The 20,833-nt window shown below is 60.1% G+C and carries 22 protein-coding genes; 19 read left to right on the top strand and 3 right to left on the bottom strand.

Annotated elements, in window-relative coordinates; genetic code table 11:
• Positions 1 to 52 precede the first annotated feature (52 nt).
• From AB1576_09520 to AB1576_09450, 15 genes are all read left to right on the top strand, one after another.
• On the top strand, positions 53 to 2,395 hold the full coding sequence (locus AB1576_09520; GenBank protein ID MEW6081993.1) for an N-6 DNA methylase: 2,343 nt from the start codon (positions 53 to 55) through the stop codon (positions 2,393 to 2,395).
• Positions 2,396 to 2,400: 5 nt separating this feature from the next.
• The gene (locus tag AB1576_09515) at positions 2,401 to 4,017 is read left to right on the top strand and encodes an Ig-like domain-containing protein (GenBank protein ID MEW6081992.1); all 1,617 of its coding nucleotides are present in this window, start codon (positions 2,401 to 2,403) and stop codon (positions 4,015 to 4,017) included.
• A gap of 126 nt (positions 4,018 to 4,143) precedes the next feature.
• Positions 4,144 to 4,320 carry a hypothetical protein gene (locus AB1576_09510; GenBank protein ID MEW6081991.1) on the top strand — a complete coding sequence of 59 codons (177 nt, stop codon included), beginning with the start codon at positions 4,144 to 4,146 and terminating at the stop codon, positions 4,318 to 4,320.
• Positions 4,321 to 4,632: 312 nt separating this feature from the next.
• Positions 4,633 to 5,175 carry a Na+/H+ antiporter subunit E gene (locus AB1576_09505; protein ID MEW6081990.1) on the top strand — a complete coding sequence of 181 codons (543 nt, stop codon included), beginning with the start codon at positions 4,633 to 4,635 and terminating at the stop codon, positions 5,173 to 5,175.
• Positions 5,168 to 5,452: a monovalent cation/H+ antiporter complex subunit F gene (locus AB1576_09500; GenBank protein MEW6081989.1), complete on the top strand. Its 285-nt coding sequence runs from the start codon at positions 5,168 to 5,170 to the stop codon at positions 5,450 to 5,452. Before AB1576_09505 ends, AB1576_09500 begins: the two co-directional genes overlap by 8 nt.
• Positions 5,445 to 5,804 carry a monovalent cation/H(+) antiporter subunit G gene (gene mnhG, locus AB1576_09495; GenBank protein ID MEW6081988.1) on the top strand — a complete coding sequence of 120 codons (360 nt, stop codon included), beginning with the start codon at positions 5,445 to 5,447 and terminating at the stop codon, positions 5,802 to 5,804. Before AB1576_09500 ends, mnhG begins: the two co-directional genes overlap by 8 nt.
• Complete coding sequence (locus AB1576_09490) at positions 5,801 to 6,052, top strand: hydrogenase subunit MbhD domain-containing protein (GenBank protein ID MEW6081987.1); 252 nt, start codon at positions 5,801 to 5,803, stop codon at positions 6,050 to 6,052. The genes mnhG and AB1576_09490 overlap by 4 nt, the downstream gene beginning before the upstream one ends.
• 1 nt (position 6,053) lies before the next feature.
• Positions 6,054 to 6,332 (top strand): hydrogen gas-evolving membrane-bound hydrogenase subunit E, encoded by a 279-nt coding sequence (gene mbhE / locus AB1576_09485; GenBank protein MEW6081986.1) that lies wholly within the window; start codon positions 6,054 to 6,056, stop codon positions 6,330 to 6,332.
• Between the two features lie 12 nt (positions 6,333 to 6,344).
• Positions 6,345 to 6,758, top strand: coding sequence for an MnhB domain-containing protein (locus AB1576_09480; protein MEW6081985.1), 414 nt, complete (start codon positions 6,345 to 6,347; stop codon positions 6,756 to 6,758).
• Complete coding sequence (locus tag AB1576_09475) at positions 6,755 to 7,156, top strand: cation:proton antiporter subunit C (protein MEW6081984.1); 402 nt, start codon at positions 6,755 to 6,757, stop codon at positions 7,154 to 7,156. The genes AB1576_09480 and AB1576_09475 overlap by 4 nt, the downstream gene beginning before the upstream one ends.
• A complete protein-coding gene (locus tag AB1576_09470; protein ID MEW6081983.1) occupies positions 7,131 to 8,633 on the top strand; it encodes a monovalent cation/H+ antiporter subunit D family protein in 1,503 nt (500 codons plus the stop codon). The genes AB1576_09475 and AB1576_09470 overlap by 26 nt, the downstream gene beginning before the upstream one ends.
• Before the next feature lie 18 nt (positions 8,634 to 8,651).
• Positions 8,652 to 10,160, top strand: a complete 1,509-nt coding sequence (locus AB1576_09465; GenBank protein ID MEW6081982.1) for a proton-conducting transporter membrane subunit — start codon at positions 8,652 to 8,654, stop codon at positions 10,158 to 10,160.
• Between the two features lie 22 nt (positions 10,161 to 10,182).
• Complete coding sequence (locus tag AB1576_09460) at positions 10,183 to 12,153, top strand: complex I subunit 5 family protein (protein ID MEW6081981.1); 1,971 nt, start codon at positions 10,183 to 10,185, stop codon at positions 12,151 to 12,153.
• A gap of 133 nt (positions 12,154 to 12,286) precedes the next feature.
• Positions 12,287 to 12,925, top strand: coding sequence for a cyclodeaminase/cyclohydrolase family protein (locus AB1576_09455; GenBank protein ID MEW6081980.1), 639 nt, complete (start codon positions 12,287 to 12,289; stop codon positions 12,923 to 12,925).
• 24 nt (positions 12,926 to 12,949) lie between these two features.
• Positions 12,950 to 13,813 (top strand): bifunctional 5,10-methylenetetrahydrofolate dehydrogenase/5,10-methenyltetrahydrofolate cyclohydrolase, encoded by an 864-nt coding sequence (locus tag AB1576_09450; protein MEW6081979.1) that lies wholly within the window; start codon positions 12,950 to 12,952, stop codon positions 13,811 to 13,813.
• An 89-nt stretch (positions 13,814 to 13,902) separates the two neighbouring features.
• On the opposite strand, the gene AB1576_09445 is transcribed toward AB1576_09450, so the two are convergent.
• Entirely contained in the window at positions 13,903 to 14,682 is a 780-nt protein-coding gene (locus tag AB1576_09445) for a polysaccharide deacetylase family protein (protein MEW6081978.1), read from the bottom strand.
• 360 nt (positions 14,683 to 15,042) lie between these two features.
• Here AB1576_09445 and AB1576_09440 point away from each other — a divergent pair, with 360 nt between their 5' ends.
• A complete protein-coding gene (locus tag AB1576_09440; GenBank protein ID MEW6081977.1) occupies positions 15,043 to 15,576 on the top strand; it encodes a nitroreductase family protein in 534 nt (177 codons plus the stop codon).
• A 26-nt stretch (positions 15,577 to 15,602) separates the two neighbouring features.
• Here AB1576_09440 and AB1576_09435 read toward each other — a convergent pair whose 3' ends face one another.
• Together AB1576_09435 and AB1576_09430 are read right to left on the bottom strand one after the other, a co-directional pair.
• Positions 15,603 to 15,887 carry a DUF6092 family protein gene (locus AB1576_09435; protein MEW6081976.1) on the bottom strand — a complete coding sequence of 95 codons (285 nt, stop codon included), beginning with the start codon at positions 15,885 to 15,887 and terminating at the stop codon, positions 15,603 to 15,605.
• Entirely contained in the window at positions 15,880 to 16,416 is a 537-nt protein-coding gene (locus AB1576_09430) for a nitroreductase family protein (protein ID MEW6081975.1), read from the bottom strand. The genes AB1576_09435 and AB1576_09430 overlap by 8 nt, the downstream gene beginning before the upstream one ends.
• A 461-nt stretch (positions 16,417 to 16,877) precedes the next feature.
• Between AB1576_09430 and AB1576_09425 the strand changes: the two genes are divergently transcribed.
• From AB1576_09425 to AB1576_09415, 3 genes are all read left to right on the top strand, one after another.
• A complete protein-coding gene (locus tag AB1576_09425; GenBank protein MEW6081974.1) occupies positions 16,878 to 17,195 on the top strand; it encodes a cupin domain-containing protein in 318 nt (105 codons plus the stop codon).
• Between the two features lie 21 nt (positions 17,196 to 17,216).
• Positions 17,217 to 18,872, top strand: coding sequence for a PucR family transcriptional regulator ligand-binding domain-containing protein (locus AB1576_09420; GenBank protein MEW6081973.1), 1,656 nt, complete (start codon positions 17,217 to 17,219; stop codon positions 18,870 to 18,872).
• A 298-nt stretch (positions 18,873 to 19,170) separates the two neighbouring features.
• Entirely contained in the window at positions 19,171 to 20,832 is a 1,662-nt protein-coding gene (locus AB1576_09415; GenBank protein ID MEW6081972.1) for an ABC transporter substrate-binding protein, read from the top strand.
• The last annotated feature ends 1 nt before the right edge of the window (position 20,833 follow it).

Below are 20,833 nucleotides of genomic sequence, written 5' to 3'. Positions count from 1 at the left end.
GTGAAGAGAGGGTGAGGGGTGATAGAATTGTGACAAGAATAGGAGGGATATCTTGCCCTGGCCTGAGCCCCGCCCGGTAGGGACTCTTTCCGATGTAGTGGGGGCTTTTGCCCCGTTCTTCAGCCGGTGGGGACTCAGGGCGGAACCGTGCGCCTCGGGTATGGTGGTAACGGGACAGGCGGGCCGTCGCGGGAAGGCGTTCCTAGGTGTAGACCGAGACTGTCCCCAAGTGACCGGAGGCGACGTAAGCCTAGTGTTTTGCGACATGGATGTCAGGTGGAACGGAACCTGGCTGGCTTCAAGCGACGGGTGGAACCTGGCCCTCACCGTGCTTCGCTCACTATCAAGGCTCCCTCTCTCCTCCCAGGCAGTCATGGAGTTGTTTGGACCTGCATCCCCCCAGTACACCTCAGCAATGAAATGCCTGGGCCACTTGGCTCCTGGCGAGGCATCCGATGGCTACCTGTCACGAGTCGTCGCAGCCCTAGCTGAGAGTGCCCGCCGGGATGTTGAGGGAGAAGCCCAATCGCCCCCTCCGGGAGATGAGTTGAGCCGGTCCCTCAGGGAGCGGGCGAGGTCTCTGGAGGGTCTTACCTTCTGGCTTGCCCCCCAGGATACCGAGGACATCTTCGCTCCCCTGTTCGATGCAGTAAGGGCGCCGGAGGCCAGGAAGGGCCGGGGTGAGCACTACACTCCAAGGTGGGTGGTGGATCTTGCCCTGGACTCACTGGGGGTCGAGGGGAGGTGCCTGGATGTGGCCTGCGGGACGGGGGCCTTCCTAGTGGGGTTGATCTCCAGGACCCGAGGTGCACTGCCCCCTTGGGGTGTGGAGAGGGACCCGGTGGCTGCCCAAGCTGCCAGGCTCAACTGTGCCTTGGCCCTATCCCGTCCTGGGGTATGGAGGGAAGCCCACATTGTTCCTGGGGATTTCCTGCAGGGGGCCGGGGTCATCCCTAGGGATTTCCGGTTTGTGGTGGGGAACCCCCCGTGGATCAACTGGGAACGGCTCCCTGATTCATCCAGGGCGGCCATGGGACAACTCTTTCGCGACCATGGGCTGTACACCCTCAAGGGCTTCCGCACGATACTGGGGGGAGCCAAGAAGGACCTGGCAATGCTGTTCTGGCAGAAGGCAGCGGGGGAGTTCCTTGAGACCGGGGGCAAGATCTCCTTTGTGGTAACCCAGAGCCTCCTCCAATCAAAGGGGGCCGGGGAGGGTTTCCGTTCCTTCAGGCTACCGTCTGGAGAGCCCCTGGGGATACTGCGGGTTGACGACCTGGTGCACACTGCAGCCTTTGGGTCCTGTACCATCAGGCCTGCTGTGGTGCAGGCCCAGAAGGGAGAGGTGACGAGATATCCCGTTCCCTACGTTGTATGGCGTCTCAAGGGAGGCAGGATCCCCCGGGATGCTCCCCTTCGGGATGCCAGGGCAATGCTAGATAGCGAGGAGATGGAGGCGCTTCCGGTGGATGCCTCCCATAACCTTTCCCCGTGGATGGTCAGGAGCCCCCGGATGCGCGAGGCCTGCGCCGCCATCCTGGGGCGGTCTGCCTATTCGGCCAGGGAAGGGTGCAACACCCTGGGAGCCAACGGCATTTACTGGTTGAGGCTGATTCGCCGTGAGGGTGACCGGTGCCTCGTGGAGAACATGCCAGGGGCCGGGAGGAAGCCCCTGGCACGCCACCGTTGCTGGATTGAGCCGGATCTTATCTACCCCTTGGTGAGGGGGCGGGATGTGGGCCGCTGGCGGGCTCGGGCCTCCGGTCACATCCTCCTGGCCCAGGATCCCAGGACTCGCATGGGGATGGATGAGGGGTATCTCAGGAGCAGCCTTCCCTTGACCTACAGGTTTCTGGAGATCTTCAGGGCGGCACTGGAGGCCAGGAGGGGTTACCGGCGGTTCTTCCCGGGCAAAGGACCCTTCTACTCCATGTATAACGTGGGGGAATACACTGTGGCGCCATACAAGGTCGTGTGGCCCTATGTTACGGGGGGCTTCGGTGCGGCTGTCCTGGGGCCCCATGATGACCCCCTTGTGGGTTACAGGTCTTGCGTGCCTGACTGCAAGGTGGTGATGGTCATGGCCAGCGAGGAAGAGGCCCACTACCTCTCGGCGGTCCTTAACTCATCGCCTGCCAGGTTCCTTGTGTCGTCCTATACTGTTAGCACGCAGGTATCCGTTCACTTGCTGGAGCACCTAGCGGTGCCGGCATTCGACAGGTCATGCAAGGTTCACCGGGAGTTGGCCGGGTTCTCCATGGAATGCCATTCGGGTCCCTCCGGGGGTTCCTCCCAGGAGCGCCTGGACGAGCTGGCTGGTGCCCTCTGGTGTCTGGATTTCGAGAGCCTGGCCGCTTGCAGGCAAGCGAGTGGCCCTGGCCGGCGAGAAGGGTGATTCACATGAGGCTGGTCGCGTTGACACTCATAGCCGCCATAGTCTCCATAGGGGGGTGCTCCCAGATCCCGCGCATCAGTGTGGAGTCGGTGGTCCCGGAGGAGGACTCCACCGGTGTGTCCACTAGGAGCTTCATTGTGCTGGTCCTGGAGGAGGATCTCCCCCTGGACAATGGACCCGGGCTCATTGCGACTGACCCGTTAATGCCAGGAAGACTCTGGGTTGATGGTAACAAGGTCATGTTTGAGCCATCCCAGTCATGGGAGCCTGACACGACCTACACGGTTATCTACGGCCACCCCAGGGTCCAGGAGATCTCATGGTCTTTCACAACGGGCAGCCTAGGGGATGACCCGTCCACCGCAGGGCCCCCCGGGGCTAGCGCCATCGGGCCATTCGGCCAGGTCATAGGCCTAAGGTGGCTTCGAGAGGGGAGGCTGGCGGCCATCATACGAGACCAGGGAACCGAGGCCGTCATATCCGTGGGAGCGGATGGTACCCAGGAGGTGGTGTTCGAAACGGATGTACACACCTTCTACATGGTGGAGCCCCTGGCGGATGGCCTGGGGCTGGTGTATTCGAGCCTTGAAAACGGCAAGGTGTGGCATGTGAGGCCCGGCGGGGAGCCAGAGCCTGTATCGACCGGCCTCATCTTCAAGGTCTCCCCCGACCGGCAGCGGGGGGTTGTCTATGATGACCAGGCGGGGCACGTTCACATCATTGACTTCCAGTCGGGACTCTCCACGGGTCTGCCCCGGGTTCCGGCCTACGAGTTCCCCTACACCGGGCTGGATTCCAGCTGGTGCCCTGGCGGGAGGTACCTCCTGTACCAGACCAGCGAGTCACAGGGAGATAGCGCGGTGGAGGTGGTTGACACTACCTCGTGGTCCTTGATGTCCAGGTTTTTTCAACCTGGCGCCCGCATGATATACCCTGAGTGGTCTCCGTCGGGGAAGCACTATGCCTTCCTGGTTGTGGACGAGCCCACGGCCTTGCCGGAGAACGGCGGGCAGATGGACCTTCCCTTCGGCCAGCGGCTGGCAGTGGCCTCGCTGGAAGGAGAGGTCTCCTACTACAGGCCCGATTCCGGCCTCATAGTAGGCTCCCCAGTCTGGAGCCCTGATGGCCGGAAGGTTGCCTTCGCCATTACCGCTGGCCAGATGCCAGGCGGCTACTTCCCCCAGTCTGAGGTGCATGTCCTCAGCCTGGGAGGGGTTCCCCAAGTGGTGAGAGGCGTCCCTACGGAGGGTTACGCCAGGCCTGTGTGTTTCTCTCAAGACGGCAGTTACCTGCTCCTTTCCGTTTACGTGGCCCAGGGAGCCCAGGCCAGGGATATCTCGTTCCTGACGGCGATGGATGGCAAGCCCGCAGCCAGGCTGGGCGAGATCGGTGAGGCTGCATGGGTGGATGATGAACGCCTGGTGGTGTGGTTTCTCGAAAGGCAGCAGGGGATTGACCTCTGGCTGGTTGACGCCTGGGGTGGCTTTCTGGAGCCCCTCTCGGCCGAGGGATGGCACAGCCAGGGCTTCACCCTCTCCCCTGAACGGTTCGGCCTGGCCCACATTGCCTACAGGCCGGGCCCCGAGTCTGATGAGTTCATCGTCCTGGGGGAGATACCCTAGAAAAACGCCTCCACACGTGGCCGGGTGAAAGGTAAGGGACCGGGAGAACGAATAGGGGGTGGCAGCTGCGGCTGGGGGGTATTCACACAGAAGGCCAAGGCCTGGTGGGAGGAGGGTGCCTTCAGGGTGCGTGCGGAGTCGGGGCTGGAGGTAACCCTGGCGGGGGACGGCCCTAGACCCAGATGCCTGATCCCAGGAGGCTTGGCAGCCTCCTGGGGTGTGACGCTCCTTGAGACCCTAGGAAGGATGGGGCTTACCGTTGCCAGCCTGGAGGTGAAGGCAGAAGGGTCTGAAGGCGCCTAGGCTAGACCCCCCAGGGTGTTCACGGAATTCCCTGTCGCTGGATTAACCAGCGGCGATGGTCTCCCTCCAGAGCGTGTGGCAAAGGCCGTGGAGATCGCCCAAGGGCAGTGCGCGGTGCTGCAAACCCTAACCCGTCCAGCCCCGGTGAGGGCCCGCTACGTACTGGGATAGCAAAAGATTGAATGTTACATCTTGTCCGGTGCAGCAATGGATTTCCTTGTGCTCATTTTCACACAGTGTTATAATTGGTATGGCTTATGGCGTTAGCGCAGGTAAAGAAGCAAATGGGCCTTTGCGAAGGGTGTGTCGGTGGTGCCTACCGGGACCAACCTGAGAAGACCGGAGACGGGGATCAAACGGTTCGGGAATCTAGGTGTTTGGATGGTGTTCCTGGCGCTTCTTTTATTTTGGATGCTGTTATCCGGTTCCTTCGATCTCCAGCACCTCCTTGCCGGCGTAATTCTCTCCCTCCTGACCTCCTATCTCTGGAGCGATCTCCTTATTGAGAGCGGCGCCATGATGCCCAACATCCGCACCATGGGGAAGTTTGCCCGGTACATGATAGACCTTATTATAGAGGTAGTGATAGCTAACATCAAGGTGGCCCTCATCGTGCTCCACCCCAGCCTGCCCATCTCGCCGGGTTTTATCGTGCTCAGGACAAGGCTGAAGACTCGTTTCGGCAGGGTCATCTACGCGAACTCCATTACCTTGACCCCTGGCACACTCACGGTGGAGATGGAAGGGGACAGGTTCATAATCCATGCCCTTACCGCCGAGGCGGCTGAGGGTGTCGCCCACTGGTCCCTGGAAGAGGAGATGCTTAGGATCGAGGGGGGACGGCAGGATGGTTGACGCCACAGTTGCGCTGGTCATATCGGGTGTTGGCGCCCTCTGTTTTATCTCGCTCTACAGGGCCGTGGTGGGCCCCACCGCCGCTGACAGGGTGGTGGCCGTGGGAGCCGTTACCTCGAAGACCACCGTGATAATACTTCTCCTGGCCTTCTTCATGCGCAACAGTCTCTTCTTGGATGTGGCGCTGACCTTTGTCTTGTGTAGTTTCATCGCCACCATCTGCGTGGTCAGGTTCCTTTACGAGAGCAAGACGGCATGGAGGGACAAGAATGCTTAGCATGATCTTGGATATCTTCACTGTGGTTTTGCTCCTGGCGGGGTTCTTCTTCCTGGCCGTTGGGACTGTAGGGCTTATCCGGCTGCCGGATGTTTACACCAGGATGCACGCCACCAGCAAGTGCGATACCCTCGGGGTGGGCCTGGTAGTGTTTGCCCTAGTCTTCAGGTTTTCTACCCTGGGGGATGTCTCAAAGCTGTTGCTGGCGGGCCTTTTTCTGTGGATAATCAGCCCCACGACGGCCCACGTCGTGGCGCGCGCGGCCAGGGCCCACGGTGTACGCCCTGTGCGGGGCTCATTCTGGATTGATAGGTCAGAGAGTTATATCAACAAGGAGTTTGATGAAGGTTGACCCTGACCAGCCTGGATTGGATGACCATGATCTTCCTGACATTCCTGGTCCTTTGCGCGGTGGCCGTGTCCTTCACCCGGGACCTGCTCTATGCCATCATCATTTTTGGAGCGTACAGCGTCATCATGGCCATCGTGTGGCAGATCATGAGCGCGCCGGACATCGCCATTACGGAGGCCGCCGCAGGCATCGGCATGACCACCCTCATGGTGGCGGTAATCATGCGAACCCAACGGAAGGAAGATTGACATGAAGAGGGTTGGCACGCTGCTTGTCGTCGTGCTGGTGGGATACATGTTCATCCTGGCGGTAAGCGAGCTGCCGCCCTACGGTGCACCGGACAACCCCAGCAACAATGAGGTGGCATCGTGGTACAACTACAGGGCCCTGGAGGAGACCGGCGCTGTCAACATCGTGGCTGGCGTCATCCTGGACTACCGGGCGTACGACACGATGATTGAGACAACTGTGCTATTTACAGCAATCATAGCGGTGATGATCACACTCAAGGCCAGCGCCAAGCCATAGGGGGGGCGAAGGATGCAGGATTTCCTCCTGAAATCCGTTTCAGGCTATCTAATACCCTTCGTGCAGATGTACGGGCTTTACGTGCTATTTCACGGGCACCTGACCCCTGGCGGGGGGTTTTCCGGAGGGATGGTCATAGGGTTGTGCTTCATCCTGGTGGCCCTGGCTTTCGGCATGGAACGGGCGGTGAAGGAGGACTATGTGACAACGTTCCTGTACGCCGGCATGTGCTTCGTAGGGGTGCTGAAGGGGCTGGGCATGCTGTTTAATATCTACTTGCCCCTGGGGACACCGGGAGAACTGTTCTCCAGCGGCTGGATATTCGTCATCACGGTTGGAGTAGGTATCGTGGTAGCCTGTACCATCCTGGCACTCTACTACGCCCTCATGGAGGAACCGGGCGGTCACGGGAGGCACCGGGCATGAACGCCGACTTCTGGGAGAGGCTGCTCATCAACTACCCGTATGTCACGGCCGCCTTGCTTTTCGCCATAGGCACATACACGGTACTTAGCCACAACAACATGATGAAGAAGATCATCGGCATCAACATCGTGACCAGCGCCATATTCCTGCTGTTCATCGCCGCCGGTCACATCAAGGGATACAAGGTGCCCATAACGGACATGGCGGACAAGGCTGCCAAGTACGCGAATCCCGTGCCTACCGCCCTGATCCTCACGGGGATCGTGGTGAGCGTTAGCGTGACGGCCTTCGCCCTCAGCCTCCTGGTGAAGCTCTACCGCTACTACGGCACCATCGATGCCTGCAAGATCGTACTTTTAAGGAGCGCACAAAATGGACATGATCGAGACGCTACATGAGAACCTGCCGCTCCTGGTAACCATGTCCACCCTCCTGGGGGCCTACCTCATGCCAGTGGTCTCCCGGGTACGGTTCAATCTCAGCGGTCCCCTGGCCGTGGTGAGCGTTGCTGTCTCCTTCTGCCTCTCCCTTTACTTCATAGGGGTGACCAGGGACGGCACCAGGGTGTACTACAACGTGGGCCACTGGCCCCCGCCGTGGGGCATCCGCATAGTCATCGATCCTATGACTGCCTTCATTGTAACACTGGTCAGCGGTGTGGGCCTGGTGGTGCTCTTTTACGCGCTACGCGAGATCAAGGAGAGTATGAGCAGGTCCTCCCAGGGGTGGTACATAACTACGTACCTGCTCCTGATGTCGGGCATGCTGGGCATGACAGTCACCGATGACCTCTTCAACCTTTACGTCTTCATTGAGGTCACCGGGTTTTCCGCCGTGGCCCTGGTGGCGGCCAGGGATGACCAGGCCTCCACGGAGGCAGCCTTCAAGTACCTGATGCTGGCCACGCTGGGTTCTGGCTTCATCATGGCGGGCATCGGCATGGTCTACGTGGTCACCGGGCACCTGAACATGAGGTACGTGACGACAGCCCTGATTACCGCCAGGGATTCCTACCCGATGCTTCTATGGGTGGCCCTGAGCTTCTTCGTGGCGGGGTTCGGTGTCAAGAGCGCCCTGTTCCCCCTGCACGTCTGGTTGCCTGACGCCTACTCGTCCGCGCCGTCCCCCTCCAGCGCCCTCCTATCTGGCCTGGTGTCCAAGGTATACATATTCGGACTTATCAAGGTGCTGTACTTCTGCTTCTACCACGTGATCCTTGCCCGGTACTTCATACCCACAACCCTGACGAGCCTGGCCTGCGCTGGCATCATCGGAGGCTCGCTGTTCGCCATGATCCAGCCGGACATAAAGCGCCGGCTGGCCTACTCCTCTGTGGCCCAGATAGGCTACATATACCTCGCCCTGGGCCTTAACACCAGGCTCGGGATGATAGCGGCGCTCTTTCACATTATGAGCCATGCCATCATGAAGAGTTGCCTGTTCATGGCTGCGGGGGGCGTCATCTACCGCACAGGCCGGAGGAACATACGGGACTTCGCGGGGCTGGGCAAGGCCATGCCATGGACCATGGCCTGTTTTACCATTTGCTCCTTCTCCATGATGGGAATACCCCTGTTGAGCGGTTTCGTCTCCAAGTGGTACCTCCTTTCGGGCAGCCTTGACGCGGGTTCTCCCTTTATGGTCGTGGTCATACTGGTAGGCAGCCTTCTGGCCGCGGCCTACCTGCTCCCCGTGGTGTGGAGAGCCTGGTTCACCACGGATGAAAGTGGCGCCTTCAAGGGACCCATCAAGGAGACACCCTGGCCTATGCTGGTACCCATACTGTTGCTCACCGGTGCCACGATACTGCTGGGGATCAAGCCCGCCCTGGCTTTGGATATCATCGAGAAGGCTGTGGAAACCCTGTTCTTCTAGAAAGAGGGATGAAGCACCATGCAGTCGTGGTTGCCATGGGTTACAGTAATCCTGCCTGCCGTTTCGGCCGCTGTCCTTGGGAGCCTCAAGGAGGAGCAGAAGGCGCTCCGGAACGCCATATCCCTGGGCACGGCCCTGGTTACCGCAGGGATCGTGCTGTTCCTGATGCCTGCGGTCATCCAGGATGGAGTAGTGCGGACGGCCCCACTCCTGGTTACTCCTGCCTTCTCCATTGAACTTAGGGTCGACCATCTGGGTATGATGTTTGCCCTCATTGCCTCGGGCCTGTGGGTGTTCGCCATGCTCTACTCCATAGGCTACATGGCTCATGAAAACGGGCAGCGCACATACTTCACTTTCTTCACCCTCTCCCTGGGAGTGACCATGGGCATAGCCTTCGCGGCAAACCTGTTCATCCTGTACTTCTTCTACGAGTTCCTGACCCTTACAACCTATCCCCTGGTCATACACTACAGGACCAAAGAGGCCATGGTGGCGGGCGCCAAGTACATCGTCTACAGCCTGTGCGGAGCCACCCTGATCCTTGCCGGGATTGTCCTCACGTACACCTGGACAGGGAGCGTGGCCTTCAGCGAGCTCTCCATCCTGGGAGGGGCGCCGCGCCTGGCGGTGCTCAGCACAACAGCCCTGGCCCTGGCATTTGCCCTCTACATCGCGGGGTTCGGCGTGAAGGCCGCGATAATGCCCCTCCACTCCTGGCTGCCCTCGGCAATGGTAGCCCCCACGCCGGTGAGCGCTCTTCTTCACGCGGTGGCAGTGGTCAAGGCGGGGGTCTTTGGGGTCCTTCGCACCATGTACTCGGTCTTCGGGGATGAGGTCATGCATGAGATGGCGGTGAGCCCCTACTTCGTTGCGGTGCTCTTGGCCACGATACTTGCGGGGTCTGTCTTTGCGCTAAACCAGGACGTCCTTAAGAGACGCCTGGCCTACTCCACTGTGAGCCAGCTGGGCTACATAATGCTGGGGGCTGCCCTGCTGACGCCAATGGGCTTCAAGGGCGGGATGCTCCACATGTTCAACCATTCCCTCATGAAGATAACCCTGTTCTTCTGCGCCGGCCTGATAGCTGAAGGCACCGGGAAGACCCGGGTGAGCGAGCTGGCGGGGATAGGGCGGTCAATGCCCCTGACCATGACCGCCTTTGCGCTGGCTAGCATAGGCATGATCGGGGCGCTCCCCATGAACGGTTTCTGGAGCAAGTGGTTTCTGATCAACGGCAGCGTGGAGTCGGGCATGAGCGCGGCCGTCGTGGTCTTAGCGGTGAGCGCCCTCTTGAACGCCGCCTACTTCCTGCCCATTTCCATATCGGCGTTCTTCCATAAGCCCGCGGGGGTACAGCTCCAGGCTCACGGGCCTGGCCACGGGCACCACCAGGGGCTAGGCGAGGGCCACCCTGCCATGCTCTGGCCCACCCTTGCCCTCGCCTGCCTCTGCCTGGTGTTGGGGTTCTGGCCTGATCTGCCCGTGGCCTTGGTATCCCTGGTAGTCCAGGCTTTCCTAGGATGACGGAGACGGAGGCAAGACGGTGATGCCAAACCATGGAACTGTCCAATCCATATTGCCCATCCTGGCTGTGCTGTTTCCCCTGCTCTCGGCGGTGGCCGCAGGGATCCTGGGAGAGCGGCGAAGCAAGGCCCGGGACCTGGTAGCAGCCATGGGGTGCCTGGGTGCGTTCCTGTCAGTGGTCCTCATGTACCCTGCCTTATCCCGCGGCAATACCGTTGTCTATCACCTCCTCCAGGGAGTGTGGCCCTCTGGCATATCCTTTCGCGTGGATTTCCTGGGCCTCCTGGTGGGCGCCGTGGCGAGCCTCGTATGGCTGGCCTCCACCATCTACGCCTGGGCCTACATGGGCCACGAAGGCCAGAGGACCCGGTACTACTTCTTCAATAACCTGACCCTGGCTGCCATGATGGGTGTGTCGACTGCCGGGGATCTCCTGAGCCTGCTCCTGTTCTTTGAGGCTTTAACCTTCGCCTCCTACGTTCTTGTGGTCCACAGGGAAGACCAAGAGGCGCGCTCCGCCGGCAACCTCTACCTGTTCATGGGGGTATTCGGCGGTCTTTGCCTCATCACTGGCATGGCGCTGCAGTACTACTTCGGGCACACCCTGGCGCTGGATAGCGGGACCATGCACTCGCTGGGGACGCTGAAACCGTTGGTGGCTAGCCTGCTGGTGCTGGGCTTTGGGATCAAGGCTGGCATGGTGCCAGTTCACATATGGCTGCCCCAGGCTCACCCCGTGGCCCCGTCACCAGCCAGTGCCCTGCTGTCTGGGGTAATGATAAAGGCCGGGGCCTACGGCATAGTGCGCGTTGGTCTCATGGCCCTGGAGGATGGCCATGGGCAAGGGGCCTTCTACGAGGGCCTCGGGCTGGCGGTGATCACCACTGGGCTTTTCACCATGATCTTCGGGGTGTTCATGGCCCTGCAGTCCGGCAACTCAAAGCGGATGCTGGCCTACCATAGCATAAGCCAGATGGGTTACATACTCATGGGTGCCGGTGTCGCCGCCTACCTTGGCCTTGGGCATGGCGCCATGGGCTTTGGCGGTGCGGTCTACCATATCATCAACCATGCGCTCTTCAAGGCGGGACTCTTCCTGGCTGTAGGTGTTGTCTACCTCTCCACGGAGGAGCTGGACATGTACAAGCTGGGCGGGCTATGGAGGAACTTCCCCTTCACGGCGGCTGCCATGCTCATAGCCGCCATGGGGATCACGGGCTTTCCAGGGCTGAACGGGTATGCCTCCAAGACCATGCTTCATCACTCCATCGTTGAGGCGGCCCAGCACATGGCCCACACCACAGGCAGCATGTACCTGTGGTGGGGGGAGAAGGTCTTCTCTCTCACGGGTGTAGGCACGGCCTGCTCCTTCATAAAGCTATTCGGCCTCACCTTCCTGGGTAAACGGCCAGAGAGGTTCGCGACGGTAAGGGGCGAACCCTTACCCGTCAAGGTGGGCATGGGAATACTGTGCGTAGTGATGCTGGCTATAGGGCTGGCCCCGAACCTCCTGGTGAACGTGGGATTAGGCCCGGCGGCGACAGGGGTCGGGTACGATCACCACTTTGTCGATGAGTACCTGGGGCACCTGGACTTCTGGTACCCAAAGGACGTCATAGCCATCCTCATCACGCTAGCCTTAGGACTTGGGCTTTTTACCGTGGGCATGAGGACAGGTATCTTTCACCTCCACTTCCCGAAGGCTCTCAGCATTGAGTACTGCGGCCGCGCCTTGGCAGGCAGTGCCGTGAGGGGATGGGCCCGGCTGGCCGTGTCCTGGCAGCTCCTGACCGACAGGGCCACCAGGAGGTTGCAGGACGGCATCACGACCTCCTCCAACCTGGCGAAGAACATCGACTATGATCCTCAATCCCGGACATCTGCGGAGTTCAACCTGACCAACCTGGACTTCGATACGCTGATCCTCGTGACTGTCCTGGGTGTCTTTCTTGCCTTGTACATTCCCCTCCAGGTTCTCTCGGGGAGGATGTGAGGGCCAGGCTGGGCCATGTGTCCTGGCCTGCCAGGATGGGTGAAAGGCCCGTTTCTTAGAGTGTTATCTAACCGGAAGGCGATGGTGGCCGGTCTTGACTAGGTGAAAAGACAAGGTGAGGGAGGTTGATTCTATGTCAATGGTAGACAAGAGCTGCGGAGAATTCCTGGCGGCCCTGGCTTCGAAGGCGCCTGTCCCCGGCGGTGGCGGTGCCGCAGCCATGGGAGGCGCAATAGGGATGGCCCTCTCCAACATGGTGGGCAACCTCACGGTGGGCAAGAAGAAGTATGCTGATTTTGAGGAGGAAGTAAAGGAACTACTGGCTAGGGGCGACAAGATCATTGAGGAGCTGAAAGGGCTGGTAGACAAGGACGCCGAGGTCTTTGAGCCGCTTTCTGAGGCCTACGGCTTGCCGAAGGACACCCCTGAGGAGGCCAGGATCAAGGAGGAAACCCTTGAGGCCTGCTCAAAGGTGGCTTGCTCAGTGCCGCTGGAGATCATGCGCAAGTCCTGCGAGGGCATCAGGATCCACGAGCGGATGGGGCAGATAGGCTCCAGGATCGCCATATCCGATGTGGGCTGCGGTGTGACATTCCTCAAGTCAGCATTGATCAGCGGTTATCTCAACGTGGTCATCAACCTCAACACCATCAAGGATGAAGCCTATGTATCGGAGGTTTCAAGGGAAATCGACCAGATGCTGGATGAGGGTAGCCGCGTGGCCGATGCCACGTTGGAACTGGTGATCTCGAAGATCAAGAAGCAGGCCTAGGCCAGCTTTCAAGGAGGTTATGCCATGGCTGAGGTGCTAAAGGGCAAGGCGGTAGCAGATGCGGTGAAAGAGGACGTGGCAAAGAGGGTCAATGCCCTCAAGGCAAAGGGCATTACCCCGAAACTGGGTATCATCCGGGTGGGCGCGCGGCCGGATGACCTGTTCTACGAGGGGGGGGCCAAGAAGGCCTGCGATTCCATGGGGATAGCATACCAGGTATTTGAATACCCGCAGGACGTCTCCCAGGATGAATTTGAAGGAGCGGTGCTGGCGGTGGGCGCCGACAGGGACATCAACGGCATTCTCATGTTCGCCCCGCTGCCTAAGCACCTGGATGAGAAGAAGATCCGCAACCTGATCCCGGTGGAGAAGGACGTGGACTGCATGAGCCTGGGCAGCGCCGGCAAGGTGTTTGCCGATGAACTCACAGGGTTCCCGCCCTGTACTCCCGCTGCCTGCATGGACATCCTGAAACACTACGGGATAGCCCTCAAGGGCAAGAAGACGGTGGTCCTTGGCCGGTCGCTGGTAGTGGGGAAGCCTGTAGCCGTCCTGCTCCTGAGGGAGCACGCCACGGTCACCATTTGCCATTCGAGGACGCTAGACCTGCCCTCCGTAGCTGCCGAGGCGGACGTGCTCGTGGCCGCCATGGGCAGGGCGAAGATGGTGGACAGTTCCTACGTAAAGCCAGGCCAGGTAGTCATTGACGTGGGGATCAACGAGGACCCGGACGACCCCGGGAAGTACTGCGGTGACGTGGACTATGCCTCGGTGGAGCCCATCGTGGATAAGATCACTCCTGTTCCGGGCGGTGTGGGCTCCGTTACCACAGCAGTGCTCTGCAAGCACACCGTCATGGCCTGCGAGATGCAGAACGGCCTGGCCTAGAGGCAGGACCCATTGGTTGCCGGTGGGAAAGCGGTGATTATCTTGGTCCCCCAGGGGACCTGGGGGACTCTCACCCAACTGGAGAAGACTCAGCCTGTAGGTTTTGGCCTGCCCCGGGGGTCATCCCTGGCCGGCTCTCCGGCCTTCATGAGTTCCCCTAGGGTTACCAGGGTGTAGCCATCGGCCCGGAGGGCGTCCAGGACCCTGGGAAGGGCCTCGTGAGTCTGCTTTGAAGAGTCGCTGGCGTGAAATAGGAGGATAGCTCCAGGGAATGCCATGCCAGTGACCCTCTTCACCATGTAGTCAACACCGGGGTTTTTCCAGTCCAGCGAATCCACAGACCATATCACCGTCTCATAGTTGAGCTCCCTGGCTGTTAGGACAACCACGTCATCGTAGTCACCATTAGGGGGCCTGAGGAAGCAGGGCTCGGTGCCAGAGAGGCGTTTTAGTATGGCGTGGGTCTGGGAGATGTTCTTGGCTACCTGATCCTTTGAGTACTGGCTCAGGTTCACGTGGTCGTGGCCATGGTTGGCTATCTCGTGGCCGTCATCAACGATCCGCCTTACAACCTGGGGGTGCCTCTCGCTCCACGGCCCTGACAGGAAGAAGGTGGCCCGCTGCTGCCTCTCCCTGAGAATGGGCAGCACAAGGCCTGGTGTCTTCTCCCCCCATGAAATGTCGAAGGTCAGGGCCATCTTCTTTTCTTGAGTGTGAACGTAGAAGATAGGCAGGTCTGTTGCCTTGGCGGGAGCCTGAGAGCACTCGAATACCGGTTGGTGCTTCTGACGCTGGATGTAAAGGCCCGCTATGAGGGAGAGCATCAGGAAGAAAACCAGGAACACAAGGACTCTTGTCCTCACGATCATTGGCATCACCTCGATAAGAATGTAGTTGTGATGGGGTGAGCCTATGACAGGATAGACGTGGCTAGCCCCTAGGCCGTGTCCCGGTTTCTCCCTGGCCTTAGAGCCCCCTGGCCCCTGCCGAGCGGGGGAAGTCGCTTTGTTGTAGAAGAGCGTAGTGCTGGCCCACGGTAGTATGAGAGGACCTCATCACGGGGTGCTAGAATGGATAGAGGGAAGAGGGCCTCGAGGGCCCGGCCGTTCTTGGGGAGGCTTGAATGGGGCTTCCTTGAGGTGGTGAAGAATCCGACTAGCACACACTGGTAGGTGACCCCGGGCATCTTGGGGGACCGGGGGCGCACGCGCTTTGAGGGGGTGACTTGATTGGATGTTCTTGAGGCCATCAAGGGACGCAGGAGCGTAAGGCGGTTTTGCCAGGATGACGTTCCCGGCGGGCTCATCCTGGAACTGCTGACCGCAGCCAGCATGGCTCCGTCTGCCCATAACCGGCAGCCATGGGAGTTCCTGGTTACTACTGACCCGGCAAAGAGGAGGCTCCTGGCAGGGCGGACCTATGCGAGGCACCTGGAACAGGCGCCTGTGGCCATCGTCGCGAGTCTGAGGGGTGTCTCCCGCAGGTCCAGGATGGCCCAGCGCATGGTCTGGCTCGGGCTCCAGGATGTGTCCGCTGCCATAGAGAACCTGATGCTGGCGGCACATGCCCTGGGCTTGGGCACATGCTGGATTGGGGATTTCGATGAGGTTGTGGTGCGGGAGGCCTTCAAGATCCCTGCCGACCGCATGCCTGTGGCCGTGATAGCCCTGGGGTGGCCGGATGGGACCCCCAAGGCCCCAAAGAGGAAACCCGTTGAGGACATCCTGGTGTGGGAATCATATCCCACACCCGCCGGGGGCTGAGCGGTCTCCCCCGGCGGGTCCAGGGGTCACACCAGGCTCCTTGCCAGGAGCATCACCAGATCGTCCAGGAACTCCACGAAGGCATCCTCATCGTTCATCACCAGGTACTTCTTCTCCTCTATGAGGGCCCTGGCTTCCGTGAGGGTGCCGTCGTCAACGCCCTGTCGCTCCAGGATGTCAATGAGACGGCTGCTGGCGTCCACCAGCCTGAAGGGCCCATACATTGGGGGCTCCCCCACGAGGTTCCGCGCGCTGGTGGCCATGTAACACAGGAGCTTGTGAGCCTCCCCCCTCAGGTCCGCACTACTCATGGCTTGATCCCTCCTGCCTCCATCTTTCGTTGTGGCTCAGGTCCTCCAAGGGCGGCCTTATGCCCTGGCCCAGGTTGCCCTGGGGGTAGCCCAAGGCCACCAGGAGTTCCGGAACCACATGCTCCGGGCACCCCAGGAGTGAGCCTACCGCCTTGGCGTGAAAGGAGCGAACCACGCATGCGCCGATTCCCAGGGCGTGGGCAGCCAGGAGAAGGTTCTGGGCGGACATGGATACATCCATGATGGAGTAGATGTAGCCGTTGGAACTGGCCCTCTTCTCCGCCTTTGCCCTGTCGGAACACAGCACTATCACCGCTACCGGCCCTCCGAACATGCCGGGGGAGAGGGCCTTGATGGCCTCCACGATCTTAGGCTCGGTGACGGTTACGAAGTGCCTGGGGTTGATGTTGCCGGCGCTGGGGGCCCAGTGCGCGGCCTTCACCAGTCTCTCCAGGTCTCCCACAGGTATTGGCCTGCCCTGGTAGCTCCTGACACTCCTTCGCTCCATAATGGCCTCGAACAGGTCCAACTGGAATCCCTCCGTTCTCTTTCTCTTTATGGAAAAGCGGCTGCGCCTGGGGTGTCCCCCAGCGGGCTAGGGAACCCCATTCTACAGGCGCCCGGGGATCCCCTACAGGCTTAGACAGTGACAGTGATTTTGTACCGGCGGCCTGCCGAGGCCAGCAAAAACGGCCCAAGTGCTTGGTGGAAGCCTCTTACGGGGGATGTGATGCTGGCATCTCCCCGAAACCCAAGGGCATACCCGGGCACAGGGGTACCCATCCTTACCTGCGAGAATCCTGAGACAAGCCAAAATCCTGGCGCCCCTGTTGTCCCTCTAGGACAGCCACGGGCTGCCACCTGGAGCCCATAGCCTAGTCACGGCAGGGTGCTTTGCCCTGCCTCGCACTCCACAGGGAGGAATCGTACCGGTACTGATGGAAGACAGATATGCAATCCAGTTCACACTTGTCAGGAGGCGACAGTCGCTTGGAACTGCACAGGACTGGCAGTATTTCCTTTCGGGGGCTCTCGGTCCAGGAGGTCATGAGGCTAGCCGGCGAGGCTTGTAAGTGCGGTGTGGCGTACTTCCCCCCAGGTTCCGCCATACCTGAGAACGGCTACACCAGCCACGATGCGGATGAGGTTTCCTTCATTATCGAAGGCAGCCTCAGGGTGGAATCCGGGGGGGAGACCTTCCAGGCGGGTCCGGGGGACATGTGCCACATTCCCAGGGGTGAGGACCACAGGTCCGCGAACCTGGGCCATGAGCCCTGCAGGCTTGCCTGGTTCCTCCTAGACCTGTAGTCTTTCCAGGGAGGCCCCGAAATGCACCACATCACTGTTAGACAGGCGCTGGAGCTCCCGGAGCTGCAGCACCTGGAGGTCTTGGCAGGCGAGAGCGGTCTTGACCGCGTCCTGAGGAACGTTACTGTCATCGAGGTGCCGGACCCGGTCTACTGGGTGAAAGAGGGAGACCTGCTCCTTACCACCTTCTACGGCCTAAGGGGTGACAGTTCTGGCCAGGTCTCCCTTGCGCGCCGGGTTGCTGAGATGATGGCTGCGGGGATATGTTTTCACCCTGGGACGGAGACTCGCCTGGCTCCTGAGCTCCGGTCCGCCGCGGATGAAATGGGGCTCCCCCTATTGAGGATGCCCAAGGACATGCCCTACGCCACGGTGATTTCGGCTGTGTTGCAGGCCATCCTTAACCGCCAGGCCTACCTCCTGGGCCGCTCCACCGAGATCAATTCGATGCTTACCAAGGCAATTCTCAACGGGGCCGAGACTGCCGAGATCGTCTCCGCCCTGGCACGCCTGGTCAAAAGCCCGGTGGCCCTCCTGGATTCCTCATTGAACCTTGTCGCTGGGGACCCCTACTCAGAGGTGGGGCGCGAATTCCTTGCCCAGGGGGTTCCCAAGCTGCTGGACCTGGACATCTTTCGCCCGGGCGGCATGCCCGGGGAATCCCTGCTCTTCGTGGAACTGCCGGTCAAGGGCAGGCTGGTACGAGTCGGAGTCCAGGCTGTGATGATCAGGTCATCGGTCTACGGTTATGTCACGGTATGGGAGGTCCTGAAGCACTTCGACGATGTTGACGGCTACGCGATAGCCCATGCCTCGACCGCGTTGGCTCTGGACTTTATACGCAGGCTGACAATTGACGAGCAGAGACAAAGGCTGGCTAATGAGCTCTGCGATAGGATTCTTGCAGGTGATCCGGGGCAGGACGAGTCCCTGGAGAAGCGAGGAGAGGTCTTGGGCTTGAATGTCCGGGCCTTCAACGTGGTTATAGCCGTGGAGGTGAGCACTAGCGACCAGGCCCGTCATGAGGACCCAGCTACGGGGTGGATGGGGGATGCGCCAGGCCTCCTGGCGGAGATCAGGAGGGTAGCCGGGGAGCACTACCCAGGGTGCCTGGTGGCTGGGGAGGATAAAAGGGTCACGCTGGTGGTGGCTGCTGGGTCCGGCCCAGACCGGAAGGCTGAGGTACTGGGCTTTGCCCGCCGCGTGAAGGAGGCGTGCCAGAGGCACATGGGGAAGGCTTGCATACGTGTGGGAGTGGGGGGCTTCGCCCGGTGCCCCGGCGAGCTGCACAACAGCCACCGGGAGGCCAAAGCCAGCCTGGAAATGGCTCTCAGCCTTGGAGAGGGCGCGGGGGTAGCAAGCTTTGAGGACCTGGGAGTCTACCGGCTCCTGTGGAACATCCCTCGTACCATCCAGTTGACCCGTTACCTGGAGGCGGTCCTGCCCCTGGCAGGCCAGGGTGACGAGGTGCTCCTGGAGACGCTCGAGGCCTATCTGGAGTGCAACAAGAGCGTGCTCAAGGCATCAAAACGCCTTTACGTCCACCCTAACACCGTGAAGTATCGCATACAGAAGGCCAGGGATACCTGGGGACTTCACATCACCGAGGACAAGGCCTGCGCCGATACCCTGCTGGCCATAAAGATCAGGCGCCTTCTAAAGACCAACCCCTCCTAACAGGCCATCAAACGCCATAATATGTCTGTCTATTGCCAATTGTCGAGTACCGCCAAGGATCGGCACTTTTATTGTCCCCAGGAGATAAAGGATTAGCTCTCTCTCGACCGAACTTTACCAGGATAAAGGACTCCTTAGCAGGGAAGGGTCCGGAGGGTCCCAGACGCCGTGGAACACAGGATTGACTCCTAGCAATAAGAAGGGAGTGGTGCCTTCGAGTGTGGCTTCTCCAGGGGATGAGGGGGTTAGACACCTTGTATGATTGGAACCTACCCTAAAAGAAACGGGGGTGCTTATCTTGTCCCACAGTCGCAGGATTGCCTGGCTCCTTACCTTCCTGTTGATCGTCGCGGCCCCTTTGGGTTGCGGTGCCCCGAGCACGGAGGCCCCGCCCAGTGAGGATGGCGAGCCCGTCGACGAGGAGACCTACCTGAGAGTCAGCTTCTCGTGGCCATGCCACATTGACCCCGCGGTGGGATCGGATTACGCCAGTTCCACCGCCATCACCAACCTGTATGATACGCTTGTCTATCCCACCGCCGACGGGGATCTGGTGCCTCACCTGGCGGAGGACTGGGAGATTTCCGATGACAACCTGACCTACACCTTCTACATCAGGAAAGGTGTGAAGTTCCACGACGGTTCTGAGCTCACGGCCCAGGATGTGAAGTTCAGCTTCGACAGGCTCCAGGCCATCGGCGAGGGCTATGCCTACATCTTCAAGGGCAGGGTTGATTCAGTGGAGGTCAAGGACACGCATACAGTTGAGTTCAAACTGGCCAAGCCCTTTGGACCCCTGCTAACCACCCTTACCAGGCTCTACATCGTCAACGAGGACCTGGTTATGGCAAACAAGAAGGATGGACCCTACGGGGAGTTTGGGGACTACGGCAAGGAATTCCTGAACACAAATGACGCTGGCACCGGCGCCTACACCGTCAAGGAGTTCGACGTAGGAACGTTCCTCCTCATGGCGAAGTTCGACGACTACTTCGAGTTCCTGGATCCTTTGGCACCCGACTACTTCGAGATGATCGGCACCACCGAGGCGGTAACCGTCAAGACCCGGATGATGCAGAGGGACCTGGAGATCTCCGACCAGTGGCAGACCCTGGAGGCCTTCAATGCCCTGGCCCAGATCGATGGTGTAGAGGTCGCCAAGTGGCCTGACGCCAGCATGCTCTACCTCATGCTCAACACCAAGAAGCCTCCCATGGACGACATCCATGTGAGGAAGGCCTTGGCGTGGGCCTTCAACTACGATGCTGTGGTCAACAGCATCTTCCCAGGCACAGAGTACGCCAGGGGTCCCGTGTCCAGCGTGCTTCCTGGGTGGAACCCCGATGTGTCGAGGTACTCCTTTGACCTGGACAAGGCCAAGGCCGCGCTGGAGCAGTCCAAGTACTACGGGGAACTGGACAAGTACCCGATAGAGTACGCGTGGACGGCTGAGGTGCCTGACCTTGAGAAGATCGCCCTGATGGTGCAGGCCGATTGCCAGAAGATCGGTCTCAAGGTGGATATCGTCAAGACCCCGTGGATGTCCATGATCGACAGGGCTGCGAGCCAGGAGACAACACCTCACATAGCCAGCATCTGGGTGGCGCCCCACTACGCCGAGGCTGGGTCCGTGCTGGAGGCCAAGTATCACTCCGCAAACACTGGCAGCTGGGAGCAGACCGAGTGGCTGTTGGACCCGGAGATAGACGAGATGATAGAGACCGCAATGAGGACCGTTGACATCGACGAGAGGATGGGGATATACAGGGATATCCAGGAAAAGATCGTAGAACTCTCACCCAGTGTATTCGTCTACGATAACATGGAGCGCCACGCGTACCAGTCAGCGTACGTTGAGTGGCCCCAGATAAAGGCCCCCATACCGGTGATGGGGTACAACTTCGACGCGCGTTTCATTCGCGTGGACCCGGTCAAGCGGGCCCAGTTGATGGGCAGCTAGA

Source organism: Bacillota bacterium, from assembly GCA_040754315.1.
Lineage (GTDB): Bacteria > Bacillota > Sulfobacillia > DUSP01 > JBFMCS01 > JBFMCS01.
The sequence above is the reverse complement of the archived record's forward strand: the minus strand, read 5'-3'. Positions and strand labels throughout refer to the sequence as shown.

Coding starts and splice junctions, on each gene's coding strand:
- AB1576_09515 (MEW6081992.1), top strand. CDS start 2,401: ATGAGGCTGGTCGCGTTGACACTCATAGCCGCCATAGTCTCCATAGGG.
- AB1576_09500 (MEW6081989.1), top strand. CDS start 5,168: ATGGTTGACGCCACAGTTGCGCTGGTCATATCGGGTGTTGGCGCCCTC.
- mnhG (MEW6081988.1), top strand. CDS start 5,445: ATGCTTAGCATGATCTTGGATATCTTCACTGTGGTTTTGCTCCTGGCG.
- mbhE (MEW6081986.1), top strand. CDS start 6,054: ATGAAGAGGGTTGGCACGCTGCTTGTCGTCGTGCTGGTGGGATACATG.
- AB1576_09480 (MEW6081985.1), top strand. CDS start 6,345: ATGCAGGATTTCCTCCTGAAATCCGTTTCAGGCTATCTAATACCCTTC.
- AB1576_09475 (MEW6081984.1), top strand. CDS start 6,755: ATGAACGCCGACTTCTGGGAGAGGCTGCTCATCAACTACCCGTATGTC.
- AB1576_09470 (MEW6081983.1), top strand. CDS start 7,131: ATGGACATGATCGAGACGCTACATGAGAACCTGCCGCTCCTGGTAACC.
- AB1576_09465 (MEW6081982.1), top strand. CDS start 8,652: ATGCAGTCGTGGTTGCCATGGGTTACAGTAATCCTGCCTGCCGTTTCG.
- AB1576_09460 (MEW6081981.1), top strand. CDS start 10,183: ATGCCAAACCATGGAACTGTCCAATCCATATTGCCCATCCTGGCTGTG.
- AB1576_09455 (MEW6081980.1), top strand. CDS start 12,287: ATGTCAATGGTAGACAAGAGCTGCGGAGAATTCCTGGCGGCCCTGGCT.
- AB1576_09450 (MEW6081979.1), top strand. CDS start 12,950: ATGGCTGAGGTGCTAAAGGGCAAGGCGGTAGCAGATGCGGTGAAAGAG.
- AB1576_09445 (MEW6081978.1), bottom strand. CDS start 14,682: ATGATCGTGAGGACAAGAGTCCTTGTGTTCCTGGTTTTCTTCCTGATG.
- AB1576_09435 (MEW6081976.1), bottom strand. CDS start 15,887: ATGAGTAGTGCGGACCTGAGGGGGGAGGCTCACAAGCTCCTGTGTTAC.
- AB1576_09420 (MEW6081973.1), top strand. CDS start 17,217: ATGCACCACATCACTGTTAGACAGGCGCTGGAGCTCCCGGAGCTGCAG.